This is a genomic window from Halosubterraneus shenae, from assembly GCF_050510935.1.
Lineage (GTDB): Archaea > Halobacteriota > Halobacteria > Halobacteriales > Haloferacaceae > JBDGPU01.
Genome location: NZ_JBNLVO010000001.1, coordinates 384,611 through 402,661 on the forward strand (window position 1 = coordinate 384,611; position 18,051 = coordinate 402,661).

At 66.6% G+C, this 18,051-nt stretch carries 12 protein-coding genes and 1 tRNA gene; 9 read left to right on the forward strand and 4 right to left on the reverse strand.

Annotated elements, in window-relative coordinates; all coding sequences use genetic code 11:
- Window positions 1–25: 25 nt before the first annotated feature.
- Window positions 26–1,471 carry an MATE family efflux transporter gene (locus ACQE3M_RS01785; RefSeq protein ID WP_430503751.1) on the forward strand — a complete coding sequence of 482 codons (1,446 nt, stop codon included), beginning with the start codon at window positions 26–28 and terminating at the stop codon, window positions 1,469–1,471.
- A gap of 854 nt (window positions 1,472–2,325) precedes the next feature.
- Here ACQE3M_RS01785 and ACQE3M_RS01790 read toward each other — a convergent pair.
- A complete protein-coding gene (locus ACQE3M_RS01790) occupies window positions 2,326–3,801 on the reverse strand; it encodes an ATPase domain-containing protein (protein ID WP_430503752.1) in 1,476 nt (491 codons plus the stop codon).
- Window positions 3,802–3,945: 144 nt separating this feature from the next.
- On the opposite strand from ACQE3M_RS01790, the gene ACQE3M_RS01795 reads away from it, so the two are divergent.
- Entirely contained in the window at window positions 3,946–5,427 is a 1,482-nt protein-coding gene (locus ACQE3M_RS01795; protein ID WP_430503753.1) for a PAS domain-containing protein, read from the forward strand.
- Between the two features lie 24 nt (window positions 5,428–5,451).
- Complete coding sequence (locus tag ACQE3M_RS01800) at window positions 5,452–6,708, forward strand: GAF domain-containing protein (protein ID WP_430503754.1); 1,257 nt, start codon at window positions 5,452–5,454, stop codon at window positions 6,706–6,708.
- Window positions 6,709–6,789: 81 nt separating this feature from the next.
- Here the strand turns inward: ACQE3M_RS01800 and ACQE3M_RS01805 are convergent.
- A tRNA-Thr gene (locus ACQE3M_RS01805) sits at window positions 6,790–6,861 on the reverse strand.
- Between the two features lie 295 nt (window positions 6,862–7,156).
- Between ACQE3M_RS01805 and ACQE3M_RS01810 the strand changes: the two genes are divergently transcribed.
- Window positions 7,157–8,398 carry an RNA-guided endonuclease InsQ/TnpB family protein gene (locus ACQE3M_RS01810; protein WP_430503755.1) on the forward strand — a complete coding sequence of 414 codons (1,242 nt, stop codon included), beginning with the start codon at window positions 7,157–7,159 and terminating at the stop codon, window positions 8,396–8,398.
- A 93-nt stretch (window positions 8,399–8,491) separates the two neighbouring features.
- On the opposite strand, the gene ACQE3M_RS01815 is transcribed toward ACQE3M_RS01810, so the two are convergent.
- Window positions 8,492–9,133, reverse strand: coding sequence for a DUF7114 family protein (locus ACQE3M_RS01815; RefSeq protein WP_430503756.1), 642 nt, complete (start codon window positions 9,131–9,133; stop codon window positions 8,492–8,494).
- 59 nt (window positions 9,134–9,192) lie between these two features.
- Between ACQE3M_RS01815 and ACQE3M_RS01820 the strand changes: the two genes are divergently transcribed.
- On the forward strand, window positions 9,193–9,885 hold the full coding sequence (locus tag ACQE3M_RS01820; RefSeq protein WP_430503757.1) for an enoyl-CoA hydratase/isomerase family protein: 693 nt from the start codon (window positions 9,193–9,195) through the stop codon (window positions 9,883–9,885).
- 36 nt (window positions 9,886–9,921) lie between these two features.
- On the opposite strand, the gene ahbB is transcribed toward ACQE3M_RS01820, so the two are convergent.
- Entirely contained in the window at window positions 9,922–10,998 is a 1,077-nt protein-coding gene (gene ahbB / locus ACQE3M_RS01825) for a siroheme decarboxylase subunit beta (RefSeq protein ID WP_430503758.1), read from the reverse strand.
- 115 nt (window positions 10,999–11,113) lie between these two features.
- Here ahbB and ACQE3M_RS01830 point away from each other — a divergent pair, with 115 nt between their 5' ends.
- The 4 genes from ACQE3M_RS01830 (at window position 11,114) to ACQE3M_RS01845 (ending at window position 18,049) form a co-directional block, all read left to right on the forward strand.
- The gene (locus tag ACQE3M_RS01830) at window positions 11,114–13,990 is read left to right on the forward strand and encodes an ABC transporter ATP-binding protein (RefSeq protein ID WP_430503759.1); all 2,877 of its coding nucleotides are present in this window, start codon (window positions 11,114–11,116) and stop codon (window positions 13,988–13,990) included.
- Window positions 13,991–14,173: 183 nt separating this feature from the next.
- Window positions 14,174–15,853: an ABC transporter substrate-binding protein gene (locus ACQE3M_RS01835; RefSeq protein WP_430503760.1), complete on the forward strand. Its 1,680-nt coding sequence runs from the start codon at window positions 14,174–14,176 to the stop codon at window positions 15,851–15,853.
- A gap of 189 nt (window positions 15,854–16,042) precedes the next feature.
- Window positions 16,043–17,086 carry an ABC transporter permease gene (locus ACQE3M_RS01840; protein WP_430503761.1) on the forward strand — a complete coding sequence of 348 codons (1,044 nt, stop codon included), beginning with the start codon at window positions 16,043–16,045 and terminating at the stop codon, window positions 17,084–17,086.
- Window positions 17,087–18,049 carry an ABC transporter permease gene (locus ACQE3M_RS01845; RefSeq protein WP_430503762.1) on the forward strand — a complete coding sequence of 321 codons (963 nt, stop codon included), beginning with the start codon at window positions 17,087–17,089 and terminating at the stop codon, window positions 18,047–18,049.
- Window positions 18,050–18,051 lie beyond the last annotated feature (2 nt).

An 18,051-nucleotide genomic window follows, 5' to 3' on the forward strand; every position in this document is an offset into this window, starting at 1 on the left:
CCGTCAAAACCATGGAACGATACTGATGTTCGATCTCTCACAGGAGTCGATCACCGAGGGATCCATCTCGCGCGCGCTCGTCGTGCTTTCCGTCCCCATCATCGGCATGCAGATCGTCCACGTCGTCAACAGCATCGTGGACACGTTCTGGCTCGGGCGCGTCGGCGAGACGGCCGTCGCCGCGGTCGGGCTGAACGTCCCCATCGTCGCGCTGCTCGCGGCGGTCCAGGTGCTCGCGTCCGGGGGCACCCAGATCGTCGTCTCCCAGCACATCGGTTCGGAGGACCGCCCGACTGCGCGACGCGTCACCTTCAACGGGATCCTCCTCACGTTCGTCCTGTTTTCCGCCGTCGCGGCCGTCGTCATCCTGGGTGCGGTGGATATCCTCCGGTTCATCGGCGCCGGCCCCGAGCTGGCCGGCCTCGCGGCGGTCTACCTCGCGACGCTCATCGCCTTCTACCCCGTCGCCGCCGCCAGCGACACCGCGGAGTACGCCTACACCGCGGTCGGCGACTCGCGCGCGGGCCTCCACATCAACGTGCTCACCGCCGCCGTCAACTTCGCGCTCGACCCCTTCCTCATCTTCGGCTGGTGGGTGTTCCCCGAACTCGGCGTCCAGGGCGCGGCGATCGCGTCGGGCGTCGGGATGACCGTGGGTGCCTTCCTGACGGTCGCGTACATCTCCGGCTACCGCGACACGTTCCAGCTGACGCGAGAGTCGCTATCGGTCCATCTCGGCGACGTTCGCGAGATCCTCGACGTCGGCGCGCCGCTCGGGGTCCAGCGCGTCATCGGCCAGACGGTCCGCGTCATGGTGATCGGGCTCGTCACCATCGCCGGCGGTGCACCCGCAGTCGCCGCGTACACGGTCGGCGCACGCGTGGCCGGGATCGCGATCGTCCCCTGTTCCGGTATGCAGCAGGCGGCGCAGTCGATCATCGGCCAGAACCTCGGCGCGAACCAGGCGTCCCGCGCCTTCCGCACGACGACCGTCGGCGTCGCGCTCGCGGGCGGGCTCCTGACGGTCCTCGGCGGCATCCAGTGGTTCCTTCCGGAGCTGATCGTCTCGGGGCTCGTTCCGGACATCTCCGGCCGTGCCCGCGACCTGACCGTCTTCTACCTCCGGGTGCTCGCCATCGGTTACCCGGCGATGGGCGCGACCTACCTCGTCTTCGCCGGCTTCAACGGCGCCTCGCGGACGAAGACCTCCATGGTGGTCGACGTGGTGAAGTACTGGGGTATTCGACTCCCGGTCGCGCTCGTCGCGATCCCGGCCACGGTCACGCTCGGCGCGTACGGCGTCGCCGTGTCACCCGGCCTCGGCTGGGGCGTCGAGGCCGTCTTCTGGGCGGTCACCGTCTCGAACGTCCTCGCGTTCGTCGGCGTCGGGAGCTACTTCGTGTACACCGCGCGGGACGGCATGTTCGACCGCGCCGCCGAGCGAGCCTCCGAGTCCGCGAGTGCGGATTAGTGGAGGCGGTTTTTGTAGTCGCTTCGAGAAACCGCTCGAATACGTTCGGCGGCCCCCGTTTATAAACGATGTTTAAAAGAATAGACGCTGCTGCGCTTGATGGCACCGCAAACGTCCAGAAAGCCCTCGGCCGCTCGCGGTCGCTCCGCGACATATCTGGGCCTCTCCGCCGCGAAAGACGTTCCGGGCTGCCTGCAGTAGCGGGCTGCCGGGCTGCGACTTTCTGGCCTTCGTTCACTGCGTTCACGAAGACACCGCCCGGCCCAGTAGGGGTCGCCGGAGCGACTCCCCTCCGGCGCGACCACTGGAAGACGGTCCGGGCTGCTCACTACGCTGCGCTGCCGGGCTGCGACTTCCAAGCTCTCGTTCACTTCGTTCACGAGACCGGCCATCGCCCTTTCAGTCCGCCAGGACCGCGACAGCGACAGCAACCGCGCCTGCAACAGCACCGCAACCGCAATTCCTCAATTCGCCCCGGCCTCCCTCGCACGCGTTGCTCGCGCGCCACCGCACCCGCGCCGCGACCGCCCGGCAACCGCCGCACGCGACGGCCCGGCCACCACTCCTGGGCGGGACTGAAAGGGGCAGCCGCTGCGCGGGACGCCCTGCGACGCTAGCACCGCAATCCCGGCGAACGACCGAACGAAGTGAGGGAGCGAGCCGGGTGCGGAGCGCAGCGAGCAGCGCGAGCGCTCAGCGGCTGGGGCTTTCTGGGTGTACCGAGTGGTGTCGCTCGCAACGGCAGCCGATCCTATTTATAAGTGAGTCCGCTCGCCGGGTGGGGCTTTCTACGTATGCCGAGTGGTGTAGCACGCAGCGATGAAAAGCGACCGAACCACCCGCTCGCCGAACGGCTATTCCTCGTCGGAGCGCTCCGTCCGTTCCTCGACCAGTTCCGGCGTGCCGCTCAGGATACCGCGCATGCCGGTGAGGGGCTCGCCGACCTTGATACCGTGGCTGGTGATTTCGAAGCGGCGGAGCGAGCGCTCGAAGTCGCTCGTCCGCTTTTTTAGCACGCCGATGGCTTTCCGGAGCTCGCCGCCCATCTCGAGGTGGCGGAGGAAGACGATGTTGTCCGCGAGGTAGCTGATGTTCTGCTGGGTGGCACTGAAGTCCCCGGTAATGTTCTCGGTCTCGTCGATGAAGATGGCGGTGACACCCATGTTGTTCAGGTAGCGACCGAGCCGGTGCATCCTGGGCAACATTCCCTCCTCGTCGCCGCGGAGGGTGAGCCGGTACCCGGAGATGCCGTCGACCATGACGATTCCGGCGTCGCGCTCTTCGACCTCCTCGCGGACCCTCGCCGCGAACTCCTGTGGCGACATTTCGAGCGCCTCGACCTCGTTGACCTCCAGCGTCCCGCGCTCCATCATGTCGTCGACGGGGATGTTGATCGCCTTCGACCGGTTGACGAACGTCTTCTTGTTCTCCTCGAAGAGGTAGACGACGGAGCGCTCGCCGCGGCCGGCAGCCTCCTTCATGAACTGCGTCCCGAGCGTCGTCTTCCCGACGCCGGTCGGGCCGCTGATGATCGACGTGGTGCCGCGCTCGACGCCGCCGTGGAGGAGCTCGTCGACCTCCGGCACGCCCGAGGAGATCTGGTCGGCCGTGAAGTCCTGCACGTGACTGCCCGGCGACAGCGCCGGGAACACCCTGACTCCCTCGCTCGTGACGCGATAGGCGTGATCCCCGCTTTTCGTGCCGGACCCGCGGAACTTCGGCACGCGGACGGTTCGCCCGTACGAGGCGCTCTCGAGGACGACGGTGCCGTCGGTGATGAACTCCAGGTCCTCGGTCGGCAGGCTCTTCGTCTCCTGGACCGTGAACAGCACCGTCGCCCCGTGCTGTTTCAGGAAACGCATGAAGCCGACGACCTGCTTGCGGAACTGGTAGTCGTCGGAGGTGAGGAAGCGCAGCTGCGTGATCGGGTCGACGACGACCCGGTCCGGCTCGACGGCTTCGACCTTCTCGACGATCTGCTCCGTGAGCGGTTCCTGCTCGACCTCGGAGGCGGCGAACACGTCGTACGACTGGTCCTGCGTGAACACGTCCGCGGACGGGCTCAGATCGAGGAACTCGATCGCTTCCGTGTCGAAGCCCAGCGCTTCGGCGTTCGCCTTCAGGTCCGACAGGTCCTCTTCGAGGTTGATGAAGAGGCTCGTCTCGTCCGCCTCGATTCCGGCCTCGAGGAAGTGGAGCCCCACGATCGTCTTTCCGGCACCGGCGTGCCCCCGGAGCATGTAGCTCCGGTCCGGAATGACACCACCGTTGAGGATCTCGTCCAGTCCGGCGATGCCCGTCGAGAGGCGGCCGGCAAGTTCCGATGACATGGTTCTGTCGGCATCTATAGCGTGAGAGGTTAAATAACCGGGATAAAACGACATTTCGTTGACCATCTGTCACCGGAATACCCGATTACTGATTGACAAAAACCGGCGTCAGAACAATAAGCACCCCTTTCATAATGAATCGTAATGGCACCGGACGGGGTCGAGACCGGGTCTCCGGCGACCGCCGGTGACGACCAAACCCCTGACGACGAACCCCGGATCCTGCTGTTGATGGACGCGGGCCGTAACCGGACCCTGCTCGCGGAGGTGCTCGAGGAGGTGTACCGCGTCGAGGCGACGTCCGACCAGGACCGGCTCGACGGCGCGTTCGATTGCTGTATCGTCGGCGAGCGACGGTTCGCCGACGCGGCCGAGACGGTGCGGTCGAGGCGGGAAACCGCCGCGGAGGTGTTCCTGCCGTTCGTGCTGCTCGTCCGGGAGGAGACGCGGGAGAGCGCGCCCGCGGACGTCTGGGACTACGTCGACGACGTGATCGAGATGCCCGTGGAGCAGGCGGAGCTGTCGGCGCGGATCGACAACCTGGTCGAACGTCGGCTGACGAGCGTCGAACTCGCCGAGCGCGAGGAGCAACTGGCCGAGACGGTCGAGGAGCTGCAGCTGAAGGAGCGAGCGATCGACGAGGCGCCGGTGGGCCTGACCATCGCGGACCCGGACGGAGGGAATAACCCGGTCGTGTACGCGAACGCGGAGTTCGAAACCCTCACCGGCTACGAGGAGTCGGACATCCTGGGACGCGACTGCCGATTCCTCCAGGGCGAGGAGACGAGCGACGAGCCGCGGCGTCGACTCCGGACGGCGATCGACGCGGAGGAGTCCGTCTCCGTGGACATCGTCAACTACCGCAAGAACGGCCGGAAGTTCTGGAACAAGGTCGACGTGGCGCCGATTCGGAACGCGGACGGCGAGGTCACGAACTACGTGGGCTTTCAGGCGGACATCACCGACCGGAAGATCCGGGAGCGCCGGCTGGAGGTGCTGAATCGCGTCCTCAGTCACAACCTGCGGAACAAGATGAACGTGATAGAGGGGTACGTCGCCCTGCTGAACGACGAGTTCGGGGCGGACGAGCGTCCCCTGTCGCTGGTGAAGATCGACGAGGCGGCCGAGGACGTCATCGGGCTAGCGGATACCGTTCGTGACATCGAGCGGACGCTCTCCGGCCCGTCGGAAACCGTCGTCGCGCTCGACCGGGTGATGGAGCAGCTGGTCAGCGCGTTCGACGATCGCTACCCGGAAGCTACCTTCCGGCTGTCGCTGCCGAGCGAGGGAGACTGTGACGTGGCCGTCACCGGGATCGTCTCCGCCATCGAGGAGGCGGTCGAGAACGCCGTCGAGCACAACGACTCCCCGGAGCCGACCGTCGAGATCCGGGTCGTCCGGCGGTCCGAGGACTGGATCGACGTCGAGATCGAGGACGACGGGCCCGGTATCCCGGAACAGGAGATCAGCGTCCTCCGGGAAGGGGAAACCTCGCTCGTTCACGCCGACCGCCTCGGCCTCTGGATGATCTACTGGGTCGTCAGCAAGGCCGGGGGGATCTTCGACGTCGAGCGAATCGAATCCGGGGGAACGCTGTTGACGCTACGCATCCCAGCACACCGCTGACCCACAGGACACACGGAGCTTCCCATGACCGACTCGATCACCATCCTCCACGTCGACGGCGACTGTCAGTTCACCGAGTTGACCGCGAAGTTCGTCGAGCGGGAAGGGAACTTCGCGGTCGTCTCCGAACAGGAGGCCGAGGCGGCTCTCGCGTACCTCGATTCCGCCGCCGTAGACTGCGTCGTCAGCGACTACACGTTCCGCGACATGTCGGGGCTGGCGTTTCTCGACGCGGTCCGCGAGGACCATCCGGACCTCCCGTTCATCTTCTTCACGGGCAAGTGCAGCGAGACCGTCGCCAGCGACGCGCTCACGCGAGGCGCGACCGACTACCTGCAGAAGCGGCCCGGAACCGACCAGTACCGGCTGCTCGCCAACCGCGTGCGGAACGCCGTCGTCAAGCACCGCGACCGCCAGGAGCTCGAACGGAGTGAGCGCTACCGGCGGGAGCTGTATCGGATCACCTCGGACCCGGGGCTCGATGTCGCGGAGAAGCTCGATCGGCTGCTCGAGCTCGGCTGCGAGCGGCTCGGCCTCGAGAACGGGCACGTCGTCCGGATCGACCGCCAGTCGGACCGCCACGAGGTGCGGGTCGCGGCGGGGTCGGAGTTCGTCGAGGGGGACGCCATCACCGACCTCGGCGAAACGTTCTGCCGGCGAACCATCTTTTCGGAGGGGATCCTCACCGTCAGCGACGCCGCGGCCCAGGGCTGGGGCGACGACCCCGCATACGAGCGGTGGAACATCGCCGCGTACATCGGCGGCAAGGTCGAGGTCGACGGCGAGCTGTACGGGACGGTCTGCTTCGTCGATCGCGAGGCGCGCGACCGCCCGTTCACCGAGGCCGACCGCACGTTCGTCGACCTCGTGACCCGGTGGATCGCGGGGATGGTCGAGCGCCAGGAGCACGAGCAAGAGCTCCGGTCGTACAAGCAGGTCCTCGACCTGATCCCGGACGCCATCTTCGTCCTCGACGACCGGGAGTTCGTCCTCGTCAACGACGCGATGGTCACGCTCACGGGCTACGACCGCGACGAGATGATCGGCGCGGACGCCTCGCTCGTCTTCGCCGCGGACGACCCTGCCCTCGAGAGTCTCTCCGGGGACGGGCCGTCGACCGACCGGGAGCCGAACTACCTCGAAACGCCGGTCCGGACGGTCGAGGGCGAGACCGTCCCCTGCGAGGTCAGCGGCGTCGCCGTCGCCGACGTCGTCGAAGGGGCGCAGGCCGACGTGACGGGCGTGGTTCGGCGGGTTGCTGGTGGGAAGGACGGGGAGTAGGTCGGTCGTGACGGTGTGCCTGCTCGAACGAGTATCGAACCCGGTCACACGCCACGCTACTCGTGAAGTAGTAGAAGTAAGAGCCTAGGCCGGAATTTGAATCCGGGGTCTCGTCCTTACCAAGGACGCGCTTTACCGCTAAGCTACCCAGGCATGCTTTGGGTTGTACACCCGTTTTCTGCATCCGATTCTACTACACTGCCGTATAAGAATGTGATGAAAGCTACCGGCTGTGCCGCACCGTGACGTGCCAATCCGCAAACTGCGGGGTAATCTGACGAAGACCCCACTTCCGATGAAGCGATACACAGGAGACGACTCACGAACCACCATAACAGTATTTTCCTCAGTGCTCGAGGAGGGATCCCCCGGGCTTGACGTCGAAAATAAAGCCGATAGCTGGTAGGACAAACCATTAACTGAACATGTCCCAAATCAAGAGATAGCGATGGAACACAGTCACCGCTACCGTGCTTACCCGGAACAAGAGGTAGCGGAAGGACTGGAATATCAACTCAATATTCATCGCCAACTCTACAACCACGTCCGCTGGGACTACGAAAACAGTCGAGAGGACGACAAGCCGAGTGAATACGAACAAAACAACAAACTCCCCGAGTGGAAACGTAAGTGGCCAGTGTTCACGGAGACGTATTCGAAAGCTGCACAAGCAACTGTCGCCCGTTTCCATCGGAATCTCTCAAGTCTTCGCGAGAGGACAGAGAAAGGGTACAACGTTGGTCGGCTCAAACGGCAATCACCCAGCGACTACAGGAGCGTTACGTACAACCAGTCAGGCTTCGACCTCGATGAAAAGAGGGGCCGAGACAGGTATGCGTACGTCCGTTTCAGCAAAGTCGGCTGGATGAAGATCCGCTACCACCGTCCGATTCCCGAACACGCTTCCATCAAAGAGGCCACGTTCAAGAAGGAAACAACCGGAGAGTGGTTCATCTCTTTTGGATTAGAAACTGACGACGCTGACCTGCCTGATAGACCTGATGTCAACTCGCTCGATGCGAGCAACAGCGTCGGTATCGACCTCGGCATTCAGAACTACATCCACACGTCTGACGGGAAAACCGTGGACTGGCTTGACCTCGAAGACGAGTACGAGCGTCTTTGCCGCGAGCAACGCAAACTCTCGCGTAAGGAACACGGGTCGAATAACTACGAGAAGCAACGTCAGGAAGTTGCAAAAGTGGAGCGTCACATCCGTCGGAAGGTGCTGGACTACCAGCACAAAATCACGACGTGTCTAGTCAGAGAATACGATGCTGTGTTCGTGGAAAACCTCGATATAGCGGGGATGCTTCAAGGCGACGGAAACGCCCGCAACAAACAGGACGCAGCGTGGCGACAGTTCATCACACTACTCGAATACAAGGCCGCCTTGTACGGAACGCACGTCGTGCAGGTTGAAGCACGAGGGACGACGAAGGAGTGCGCGTCGTGTGGTGTAGAGACGGCAAAACCCATCTGGGTCAGGGAACACTCGTGCCCGTCGTGTGGCTTCGAGACGGATCGGGATGCGAATGCGGCCATAAACGTGTTGCAAAGAGGGTTTTCTGAATTAGGGCTGGGATGGCCCGAATCAACGCCCGTGGAGACTGTGGCCGCTACGGACACGACTCAGATTGAGTCTGTGACTGCAAGTCACGTCGTAGAAACGGGAAACCTTGGGGTTTGATCCTGAGGAGATCCACGCGTTTCGATCCGACCGCCGGTCGCCACGCCGTCTCACGATTCGCTGTCGCTACCTGCTTATAAACAAACCCACTGCTCACGCGCTGTCGCCGGACAGCGCCGCGATCCGGTCGGCGGTGCCCTCCGAGAGCGCCTGGCCGGCGGGCGGGAACCCGCCGTCGAAGTCGGCCGCGAGGTCGCGGGCGTACGCGAGCAGGTCCTCCGGAGCCGCGCCGTCGACGGCGGTGGTGCCGGCGATGACCGCCAGCTCGAACACGTCCGCCTCGAGGTTGCGGTCCAGGGCCTCGGCGTCGGCGTCCTCGCGCTCGCGGAGCGTCTGGTCGCGGCCGAAGTCGCGTACGACGTCGACGGCGGCCGCGGCGGCGTCGGTGCGCGCGAGCAGGTAGAACCCGCGGGAGACGAGCACGTCCGCGGCGAGGATCTCCACGTCGGCCTCGATGTCCTCGCCCTCGGTGGTCGTCGTCGCCCAGGGCTCCTCGTGGGCGAGGCTGCGCGTCAGGCGGAGGCCCTCGTAGATCAGCTGCACGCCGGCCGCGCGGTCGGAGACGGTGTCGAGGTCGACCGTCGGGTCCAGCGCGCGCGTCGTCACGAGCGCGAGGACGCCCGGGGTCACGGCGGCGTCGGCAAGCCTGTCGTCGAGCTCCGCGTGGAGCCGCGCCGGCTCGACGTCCGAGAGTGCCTCACGCGCGGCAGTCCGTGCCAGCACGGCGTCGTCCATCGCCTGCAAAAAGGGCTGGGTATGGCAAAGACCTTTGGAAACGACCGCCAGTCGTCGCTATGATCCGCAGCTCGCGCGACGGCGACGTCCGCGTCGTCACGATCGACCGCCCGGACCGTCGGAACGCCCTCCGGCCGGCGGACCTCGACGCGCTCGCGGCCGCCGTCGAGGACGCCACCGAGCCCGTCGTGCTGCTCCGCGGCGCCGGCGACGCGTTCAGTGCCGGCGCCGACCTCGACGTCGTCGCCGCCCTCGACGACCCCGAGGCCTTCGCCCGCCGCGGCCAGCGCGTCGCGAACGCGATCGAGTCGGCCGACCCGGTCGTCGTCGCCGGCGTCGACGGCGCGGCCCGGGGCGGCGGCGTCGAGCTCGCGCTCGCGGCCGACGTGCGCGTGGCGACCCCCGACGCGACCTTCGGCGAGCCCGGCGCCACCTTCGGCCTCTTCGGCGCGTGGGGCGGGACCGTCCGGCTGCCCCGGGTGATGGGCGAGGGCGAGGCGATGGACTTCGCGCTCTCCGGGCGCGTCCTCGACGCGGCGGAAGCCAACCGAACCGGCCTCGTCTCGCGGGTCGTGCCGGACCCCGCGACCGTCGCCCACGAGATCGCCGGCAACGCCCCTGATGCGCTCGGCGTGCTGCAGGAGCGCCTGCGCGACCGGCGACCGCAGTCGACGCAGGAGGACGCGGAGGCGACGGCGTTCGCGGAGCTGGTGGCGGCGCATCGCGACGACCTGCAGGAACTGACCGAGTGAAGCGGGGGATTCCGACCTCCTCGTCGGCGAGCAGCGCTACTCGTCGGCGAGCAGCTCCTCGTACTGCGCGCCGGTCTGCTTCAGCGTCTCCGTCGAGTAGAGGCGCTCGTGCGCGAACGGGAGGTGCTCGGAGGCAAGCTCGTCGATCTTCGCGTCGACGGCGTCGGCCTCGCGCCCGTGGATCATCGTGAACAGGTTGTACGGCCAGTCCTGGTCCGGGCGGCGCGGGCGGTGGTAACACAGCGTGACGTACGGCAGGCTCCCCACCGCCTCGCCGCGCGCGTCGAGCTCGTCGTCGGGCACGTCCCAGACGACCATGCAGTTGTTCTCGAAGCCGGTGACGACGTGGTTGACGACGCAGCCGATGCGCTTGATACAGCCCGCGTCGAGCAGGGAGTCGACCGCGTCGATGACGTCGGAAGTTGCGGGGTCGACTGCAGCGACGGTCTCGGCGACCGCGTCGGCGACGTCCGCGTACGGCGTCGTCGACAGCGGGAAGCCGTCCTGGATCTCGACGAGCAGCGCGGCCTCGAGGGGGGAGAGGTCGCTGCGGGCCGCCTCGGAGATCCGCGTCGCGGAAACTTCGGTCTCGGCCACGGACTCCCGGGCGAACCGGTCGTCGTTGACGACGGGGAACTCCAGGTCGATGTAGTAGTCCGTCAGCATCGGGAGGTTCAGTACCTCACAGCCGGTCCGGTCCTCGATCTCGGCGAGGATCTCGTCGCGGCGGGCCTGGGAGGCGGCGGTGACGACGAACCACATGTTCCACTCGTGGTCCCGGCGGTAGTTGTGGTTCACCTGCCGGTAGCCGTTGATCACCTCGGCGACCTCGTCGAACCGCTCTTCGGGTGCGCTCACGGCCGCGAGCGTCGACGAGCCGACGACGGGCGGGTTGAGGACGGCGCCGAACCGCCGGAAGACGCCCGCGTCGCGGAGGGCCTGGACGCGGTCGACGACCGCCGCCTCGGTGAGGTCGGCCCCGGTCCGTTCGGCGAGGGTGTCGGCGACCGCCTGGAAGGGACGCGGCTCGACGGGAAAGCCGCTCTGGTACTCGTCGATCAGGACGGCGTCGACGTCGTCGATCCCGGCGCGCCAGTCGCCCTCGAGACTCATTACCCGGGGTAGGTGGTCGGTGTACCTACTCCTTTCGGACGAGCGCGCTCGCCGAATTCGTTCATCGGTTGCTGAGTAGAAAGTTATTTTTAAGAGCCCCTGAGATGCCATCGGTATGTCCCAACTGCTCTCGCTCGCGGACCTCCACACCCAGTTCCGGACGGACCGCGGCGACGTCAAGGCGGTCGACGGCGTCGACCTCACCATCGAGGAGGGTGAAACCGTCGGCCTCGTCGGCGAGAGCGGGAGCGGTAAGAGCGTCACCGCCCTGTCGGCGATGGACCTGGTCGATGAGCCTGGCGAGATCGTCGCCGGCGACGTTACGTTCTCGTCGGCATCGCTCGCTCGGAACCTCCTCCCGCGCTTCGCCGACGGCGTCGCCGCCTATCCGAAGGCCCTCCCGGACGCCCTGACGGAGCTCGCGGACACCCTCCGATCGAACGAGGTCGCCGGCGTCGCCGCGGAACTCGATGGCATCGCGGCGGACCTCCGAAGCGAGGCCGACCCCAAGGACCTGGCACCGCGCGTCGACGACGCGGCCACTCGGCTTTCGGAGGGGGCCTCACCCGAGGACGTCGCCGCCGACCTCGAAGCCGTCGCCGCCGACGCGAGCGACGGGTTCCTCTTCCTCGACGAGGTCACCGTCGAGGGCGACGGTACCGCCGAGACGGATCCGAGAGCCATGGTCCGGCAGTCGCCGGAGCGCGTCGTCGGCGTGAGTCCGGGTGATCGGAGTGCCGGCGATCGCGAGGCCGACGACGCGAACACCGACGACGCGAACGCGGGTGACGTACACATCGAGGCGGCCAGCATCGAACTCACCGACGCCCCGGAGGCGGCGATGCGGTACGTCCGGGGCGGGGAGATGAGCATGATCTTCCAGGATCCGATGACGTCGCTCAACCCCGCGCTGACCGTGGGCGACCAGGTCGCCGAGAGCCTCCAGCTCCACCAGTACGGCGGGCGCCGGGAGGACAACTGGCGGAACGCCGTCCGCGAGATACTCCCGAAAGTCGGCGGGAGCGACGTCGACGAAGACGTACTGGAGCGGACCATCGAGGTCCTGACCGAGGTCGGCATTCCGGAGCCCACCGCGCGCGTCGACGAGTACCCCCACGAGTTCTCCGGCGGGATGCGCCAGCGCGTGCTCATCGCCATCGCGCTGGCGTGCCGCCCGAAGCTGCTCGTCGCCGACGAGCCGACGACCGCGCTCGACGTGACCATCCAGGCGCAGATCCTCGACCTGATCAACGAGCTGCAGGAGGACCTGGGGATGGCGATGCTGATGATCACCCACGACCTCGGCGTCGTCGCCGAGACCTGCGACCGCGTGGCCGTGATGTACGCCGGCGAGATCGTCGAGGAGGGGCCGGTCGAGGAGATCTTCGGTAACCCCTCGCACCCCTACACCTACACCCTCCTCGAATCGATCCCGACCGAGGACGCCGACCGCCTCACGCCCATCGAGGGCAACGTTCCGGACCTCATCGACCTCCCCGAGGGCTGCCACTTCGCCGACCGCTGCCCGTGGGAGCAGCCCGAGTGTACCGAGGGCGCGATCCCGTACCTCCAGCACGGCCCCGAGGACGTCGACCATCGCTCGAAGTGCATCCTCGACGACTTCGACACCGACGAGTACGGCACCGACGAGGCGGCGACGCGGGCGGACCGCGAGATCGGCGACCCCCTCGTCGAGGTCGAGGGCCTGAAAAAGCACTTCTCGAAGGCGGAGGGGTACCTCGACGAGCTGCTCGGCGACCCGGCCAGCGTGAAGGCCGTCGACGGCGTCGACTTCGACGTGTTCGAGGGGGAGACGCTCGGGCTCGTCGGCGAGTCCGGCTGCGGGAAGTCGACCACGGGCGAGACAGTCCTTCGCCTCCTCGAACCGACCGACGGCCGGGTCCTCTTCGCCGGCGAGGACGTCGCCGGGCTGAGCGGGAGCGACCTTCGTGCGAAGCGCCGGGACATGCAGATGATCTTCCAGGACCCGATGTCGAGCCTGGACCCGCGGATGACCGTCGGCCAGATCGTCTCGGAACCGCTGCAGATCCACGACCTGCCTGAGGAGGCGCCTCCCGAGGACACGAGCCGGCGCGAGCAACGTCGCCAGCGCGTGAACGAGCTGCTGGAGGCGGTGGGGCTCGACGTGAGCCAGCGCGGGCGGTATCCTCACGAGCTGTCGGGTGGCCAGCGCCAGCGCGTCGGCATCGCGCGGGCACTCGCGGTCGACCCGGACTTCATCGTCGCCGACGAGCCGGTCTCGGCGCTGGACGTCTCGGTGCAGGCGCAGATCCTCAACCTCATGGAGGACCTCCAGGACGAGTTCGGGCTTACGTACCTGTTCATCGCGCACGACCTCTCGGTCGTCCGGCACATCTGCGACCGGATCGCCGTGATGTACCTCGGCGAGATCGTCGAGGTCGCCCGGACGACCGACCTCTTCGAGGACCCGCGGCACCCGTACACACAGTCGCTGCTGTCGGCGATCCCGGTCCCGGACCCGACCGTCGACACGGGCGACCGGATCATCCTTGAGGGCGACGTCCCCTCGCCGATCGACCCGCCCTCCGGCTGCCACTTCCGGACGCGGTGCCCACAGGTAATCCCGCCGACGGCGCTCGATATCGACCAGTCGGCGTTCCGCGCCGTGATGGATCTCCGCCAGCGCGTCGAGGACCGCGCGATCGACCTCGACGCGATCCGCGAGGAGGCCGCCGAAGGCGGGGACGCGACCGCGACGGGCCAGGCCGCCGCCGACGGCGGGATCGCGGACGGCGACGTCGTCGCCGAGCTGCGCGCACGGTTCCTGAGCGACGCAGCGCTCGATGGCGCGGCGGCAGCCGCCGTCGACGAGGCACTCCACGCCCTCGCCCGCAACGACTGGGAAACGGCGGCGTCGACGCTCCGCGACACCTTCGAGAGCATCTGTGAACGTGAGGATCCCCAGCTCGGCGAGGCGGACCATCCCGCCGCCTGTCACCTGGTCGACTAGGGCACTGGTGCCCGGTACTCTCGGCACCGAAATTGATGGTTTCTGATCCTGGCGGCTATAGGATCGCAGGTGTACGACCAGTATCGGACATAATCGACCGATCGAAGAGAATTCTTTGAACAGTTGTAAAATCCTCGGCGTTCCATCGGTATTTTTATATAGCATATGTCAGCAGTAAGCACCATGTCGGAACAGCTGAATCGACGTTCGTTCCTCAAGTCCGCCGGTGGCGCCGCGGCCGCAGCGACCATGACCGCGACTGCCGGCTGTATCGGTGGCGGCGACGGCGGCGACGGTGGCGGCTCGCTGGTGTACGCCCGCGGTGACCACCCGCAGAACTACGACCCCCAGCAGACGACGAGCGGGGAAGTCGCGAAGGTCACCAACCAGATCTTCGATCAGCTCATCAAGTTCGAGCCCGGCAGTGGTGGGCAGCTGACCGACGGGCTGGCAAAGGACTACTCGCTGGAGGGGACGACCGCGACGCTCCAGCTCAAGGAGGGGATCACCTTCCACAACGGCGAGGAGTTCACCGCGGCCGACGCGAAGGCGACGATCCGGCGCTTCACGGACTCGGAGTACGACTACTACCTCGGTGACGAGAACCGGTCCGGCTACGGGCCGTTCACCTTCGGCAACTGGGTCGCGAGCATCGACGCGAGCAGCGACTACGAGCTAAAAATCGAGCTCCAGGACAAATACGCACCGTTCCTGCGCAACCTGGCGATGTTCGCGGCGGCCATCCTCTCGAAGGCGCAGATCGAGAGCCTCGGCGCGTCGCCCGAGGACCAGGCGGCACTCGGCACCGACCCGAAGGGGACGGGCGCGTTCACCTTCGCGGAACTCGACAACGGCAACCAGCGCGTCCGGCTGGCCGCCAACGACGACTACTGGGGCGACGGCCCCAACGTCGACGAGGTCGTCTTCAAGACGATCGGCCAGAACTCCACCCGCGCCCAGGACGTCATCGAGGGCGGCTCCCACATCACCGACAACCTCGACTCCCAGTCGTCCCAGCAGCTCCAGGACAGCGACACGGCGACGCTGGCGTCGAAGAACGGGATCAACGTCGGCTACATGGCGTTCAACATGGCCCGGAAGAAGGCGTTCCGCGACCGCAAGGTCCGCCGCGCCATCAGCTACGCGGTGAACACGAAGGCCATCGTCGACCAGATCTACCAGGGCTTCGCCTCCCAGGCCGACCAGCCGCTCCCGCCGGACGTGATGGGCCACAACGAGGACCTCGAGCCGTACCCGACTGACAAGGAGAAGGCACAGTCGCTGCTCGAGGACGCGGACGCGACCGACATCGAGTTCGAGCTGGCGACGTTCTCGAACCCACGCGGCTACAACCCGAGTCCCGTCGAGACCGCGAACCAGGTCAAGTCCGACCTGGAGGAGATCGGGCTGACGGTGGAGATCAACCAGTTCTCCACGTTCTCCTCGTACCTCGAGTACACGTCTGCCGGCAAGCACGACGCGTGTTTCCTCGGCTGGTACACCGACAACGCGGACCCGGACAACTTCCTGTACGTCCTGCTCGACCCGAAAGTCGACATGGAGAAGGTGCCGGACGACCAGGACTGGGTCAGCTTCGACACGGAGGGGTACAGCACCCTCAACGTCGGTGGCTGGGCCAACACGGAGTTCATGGAGACCGTCCGCGAGGCGCAGGCGACCTACGACGACGCCGCGCGCGAGGAGATGTACAAGGAGGCCAACCAGATCGCCCACGACGAGGCGCCGTGGATCTTCGTCGACTACGCGCAGACGTTGCGCGGCGTCAACGAGGCCGTCGTTGACGGCTCCTACACGGTGAGCTCCGTCGGCGGCCCGTTCCTCGAGCAGGTCGAACTCGAGTAACTCGGTCGCCCCGGCGGCCTCCCGGGTCCCCGGCGGCCGCGCGGCTGCCCTCGACCTCTCGAGGCCGCCTTTCCCGCCGTCGTCGGCGAACCCGGGTTGCACAGGGGGTTATTCCGACAGATCGGTCGAACGAGCCAGCTGAACAGAAGTCTTTAACCGAACGATGGTCCCTATCGATATTAGCACGAAATGGTCTCGAAACGCTTTCTGGTGAAGCGGCTTCTGCTGCTCGTCCCCGTCCTCCTTGGGGTAGCAACGCTGGTGTTCACGATCCTCCACGCCGGCTCCGGCGACCCGGCGCTCGTGATCGTGGGTCAGCGGGCGTCCCAGGAGCAGGTCGAGCAGGTACGCCGCGAGCTCGGGCTCAACCGCCCGCTCTGGATCCAGTACCTCAGCTTCCTCGCGGACGCCGCGCGGCTGGAGTTCGGCGACTCCTACCAGATCGCCAAGGGCGTCCCGGTCCGACAGGTGCTCGCGGATAAGCTCCCGGTTACCATCGAGCTGGCCCTGTACGGACAGGCGATCGGCATCCTGCTCGGGATCCCGCTCGGGGTCATCTCCGCAGTGAAACAGGACTCGCTGACGGACCACGTGACCCGGATCGGTGCGCTCACCGGCATCTCCGTCCCGATCTACTGGTCCGGTCCGCTGCTCATCCTGTTCTTCTCGGCGTACCTCGGGCTGTTCCCGACGAGCGGGCGCATCGGGTCGACCGTCTTCCTCCCGGATCACTGGACCCTGTTCGGGATGCAGCTCCCGCTCACGGGGATGGTGACGATCGATACGCTGCTGATCGGCGACCTGGGCGCCTGGCTCTCGGCGGTCCATCACCTGTTCCTGCCGGCGGTCACCATCGGCGTCTACTCGATGGCGCTCATCTCCCGGATGATGCGCTCGTCGATGCTGGAGGTCGTCCGGCAGGACTACATGCGGACCGCCCGCGCGAAGGGCCAGGGCGCGAAGATCACGGTCCTCAAACACGGGCTCCGGAACGCACTCATCCCCGTCGTCACCGTCATCGGCATCCAGTTCGGCACGCTGCTCGGCGGCGCGGTGCTGACGGAGACGGTGTTCGGCATCGGCGGCATCGGAACGATGCTCGTCGCTGCCATCGGCGCGTCGGACTACCCGCTCGTCCAGGGGACCGTCCTCACCTTCGCGCTGCTGTTTACGCTCGTGAACCTCGGCGTGGACATCACGTACAGCTACCTCGACCCACGGATCTCACAATAGATGGCCACCAATACCGACTCCGCTGACCCCGATTCCGCCGACCACGACTCCGGCATCGAGCGAGGCATCGTCGAGCGGCTCCGGGCGTCGCCGTTCCTCTCGGATCTCCTCTCGAACCGACTGGCGGTCCTCGGCATCTCGATCATCCTGACGATGGCGGTGATCGCGGTGTACTCCCGGCTGTTCTTCGACGTGAACGCGCTGGCGAGCTCCCGGCTCGGGACGAGCATCCCGGACCGGGCACCGCCGGGCTGGATCGGTCCGGCGCCCGCCACCGAGTACCTGTTCGGGACCGACGCGGCCGCCCGCGACATCTTCAAACGGACGCTGTACGGCGCGTGGATTGCCCTAAAGTTCGGCACGATCATCGTGGGCGTCTCGACGGCCCTCGGCATCGGGCTGGGGATCATCGCGGCCTACTACGGGGACGTCACGGACAACGTCATTATGCGGACGATGGACGTCCTGCTGGCGTTCCCGTCGCTCCTGCTCGCGCTGGCGCTCGTCGCCATCTTCGGCGCGGGGCTCTGGCAGGCCGTCATCGCGCTCATCCTGGTGTACACGCCCCGGTTCGCGCGCGTCGTCCGCGGCGCCGCGCTGAAAGTGCTGGAGGACGAGTACATCGACGCGACGGTCGCGCTCGGCGCGACGGACCCACGCGTGCTCGTCCGGCACATCCTCCCGAACACGCTCGCGCCGATCACGGTCCAGTCGACGCTGAACTTCGGCCTGGCGATCATCGACCTCGCGGCGCTGTCGTTCCTCGGCTTTGGCGCCGAGGCCGGCACGCCGTCGTGGGGGCTGATGCTCGCGAAGGGCGTCGAGAACGGCCTGCTCACCGGGAAGTGGTGGATGTCCTTCTTCCCCGGGCTGTTCCTGGCGCTAACCGTCCTCGGGTTCAACCTGCTCGGCGACGGGATGCGCGACGCGCTCGACCCCCGGATGCGCGAGGCGGTGGACTAGGG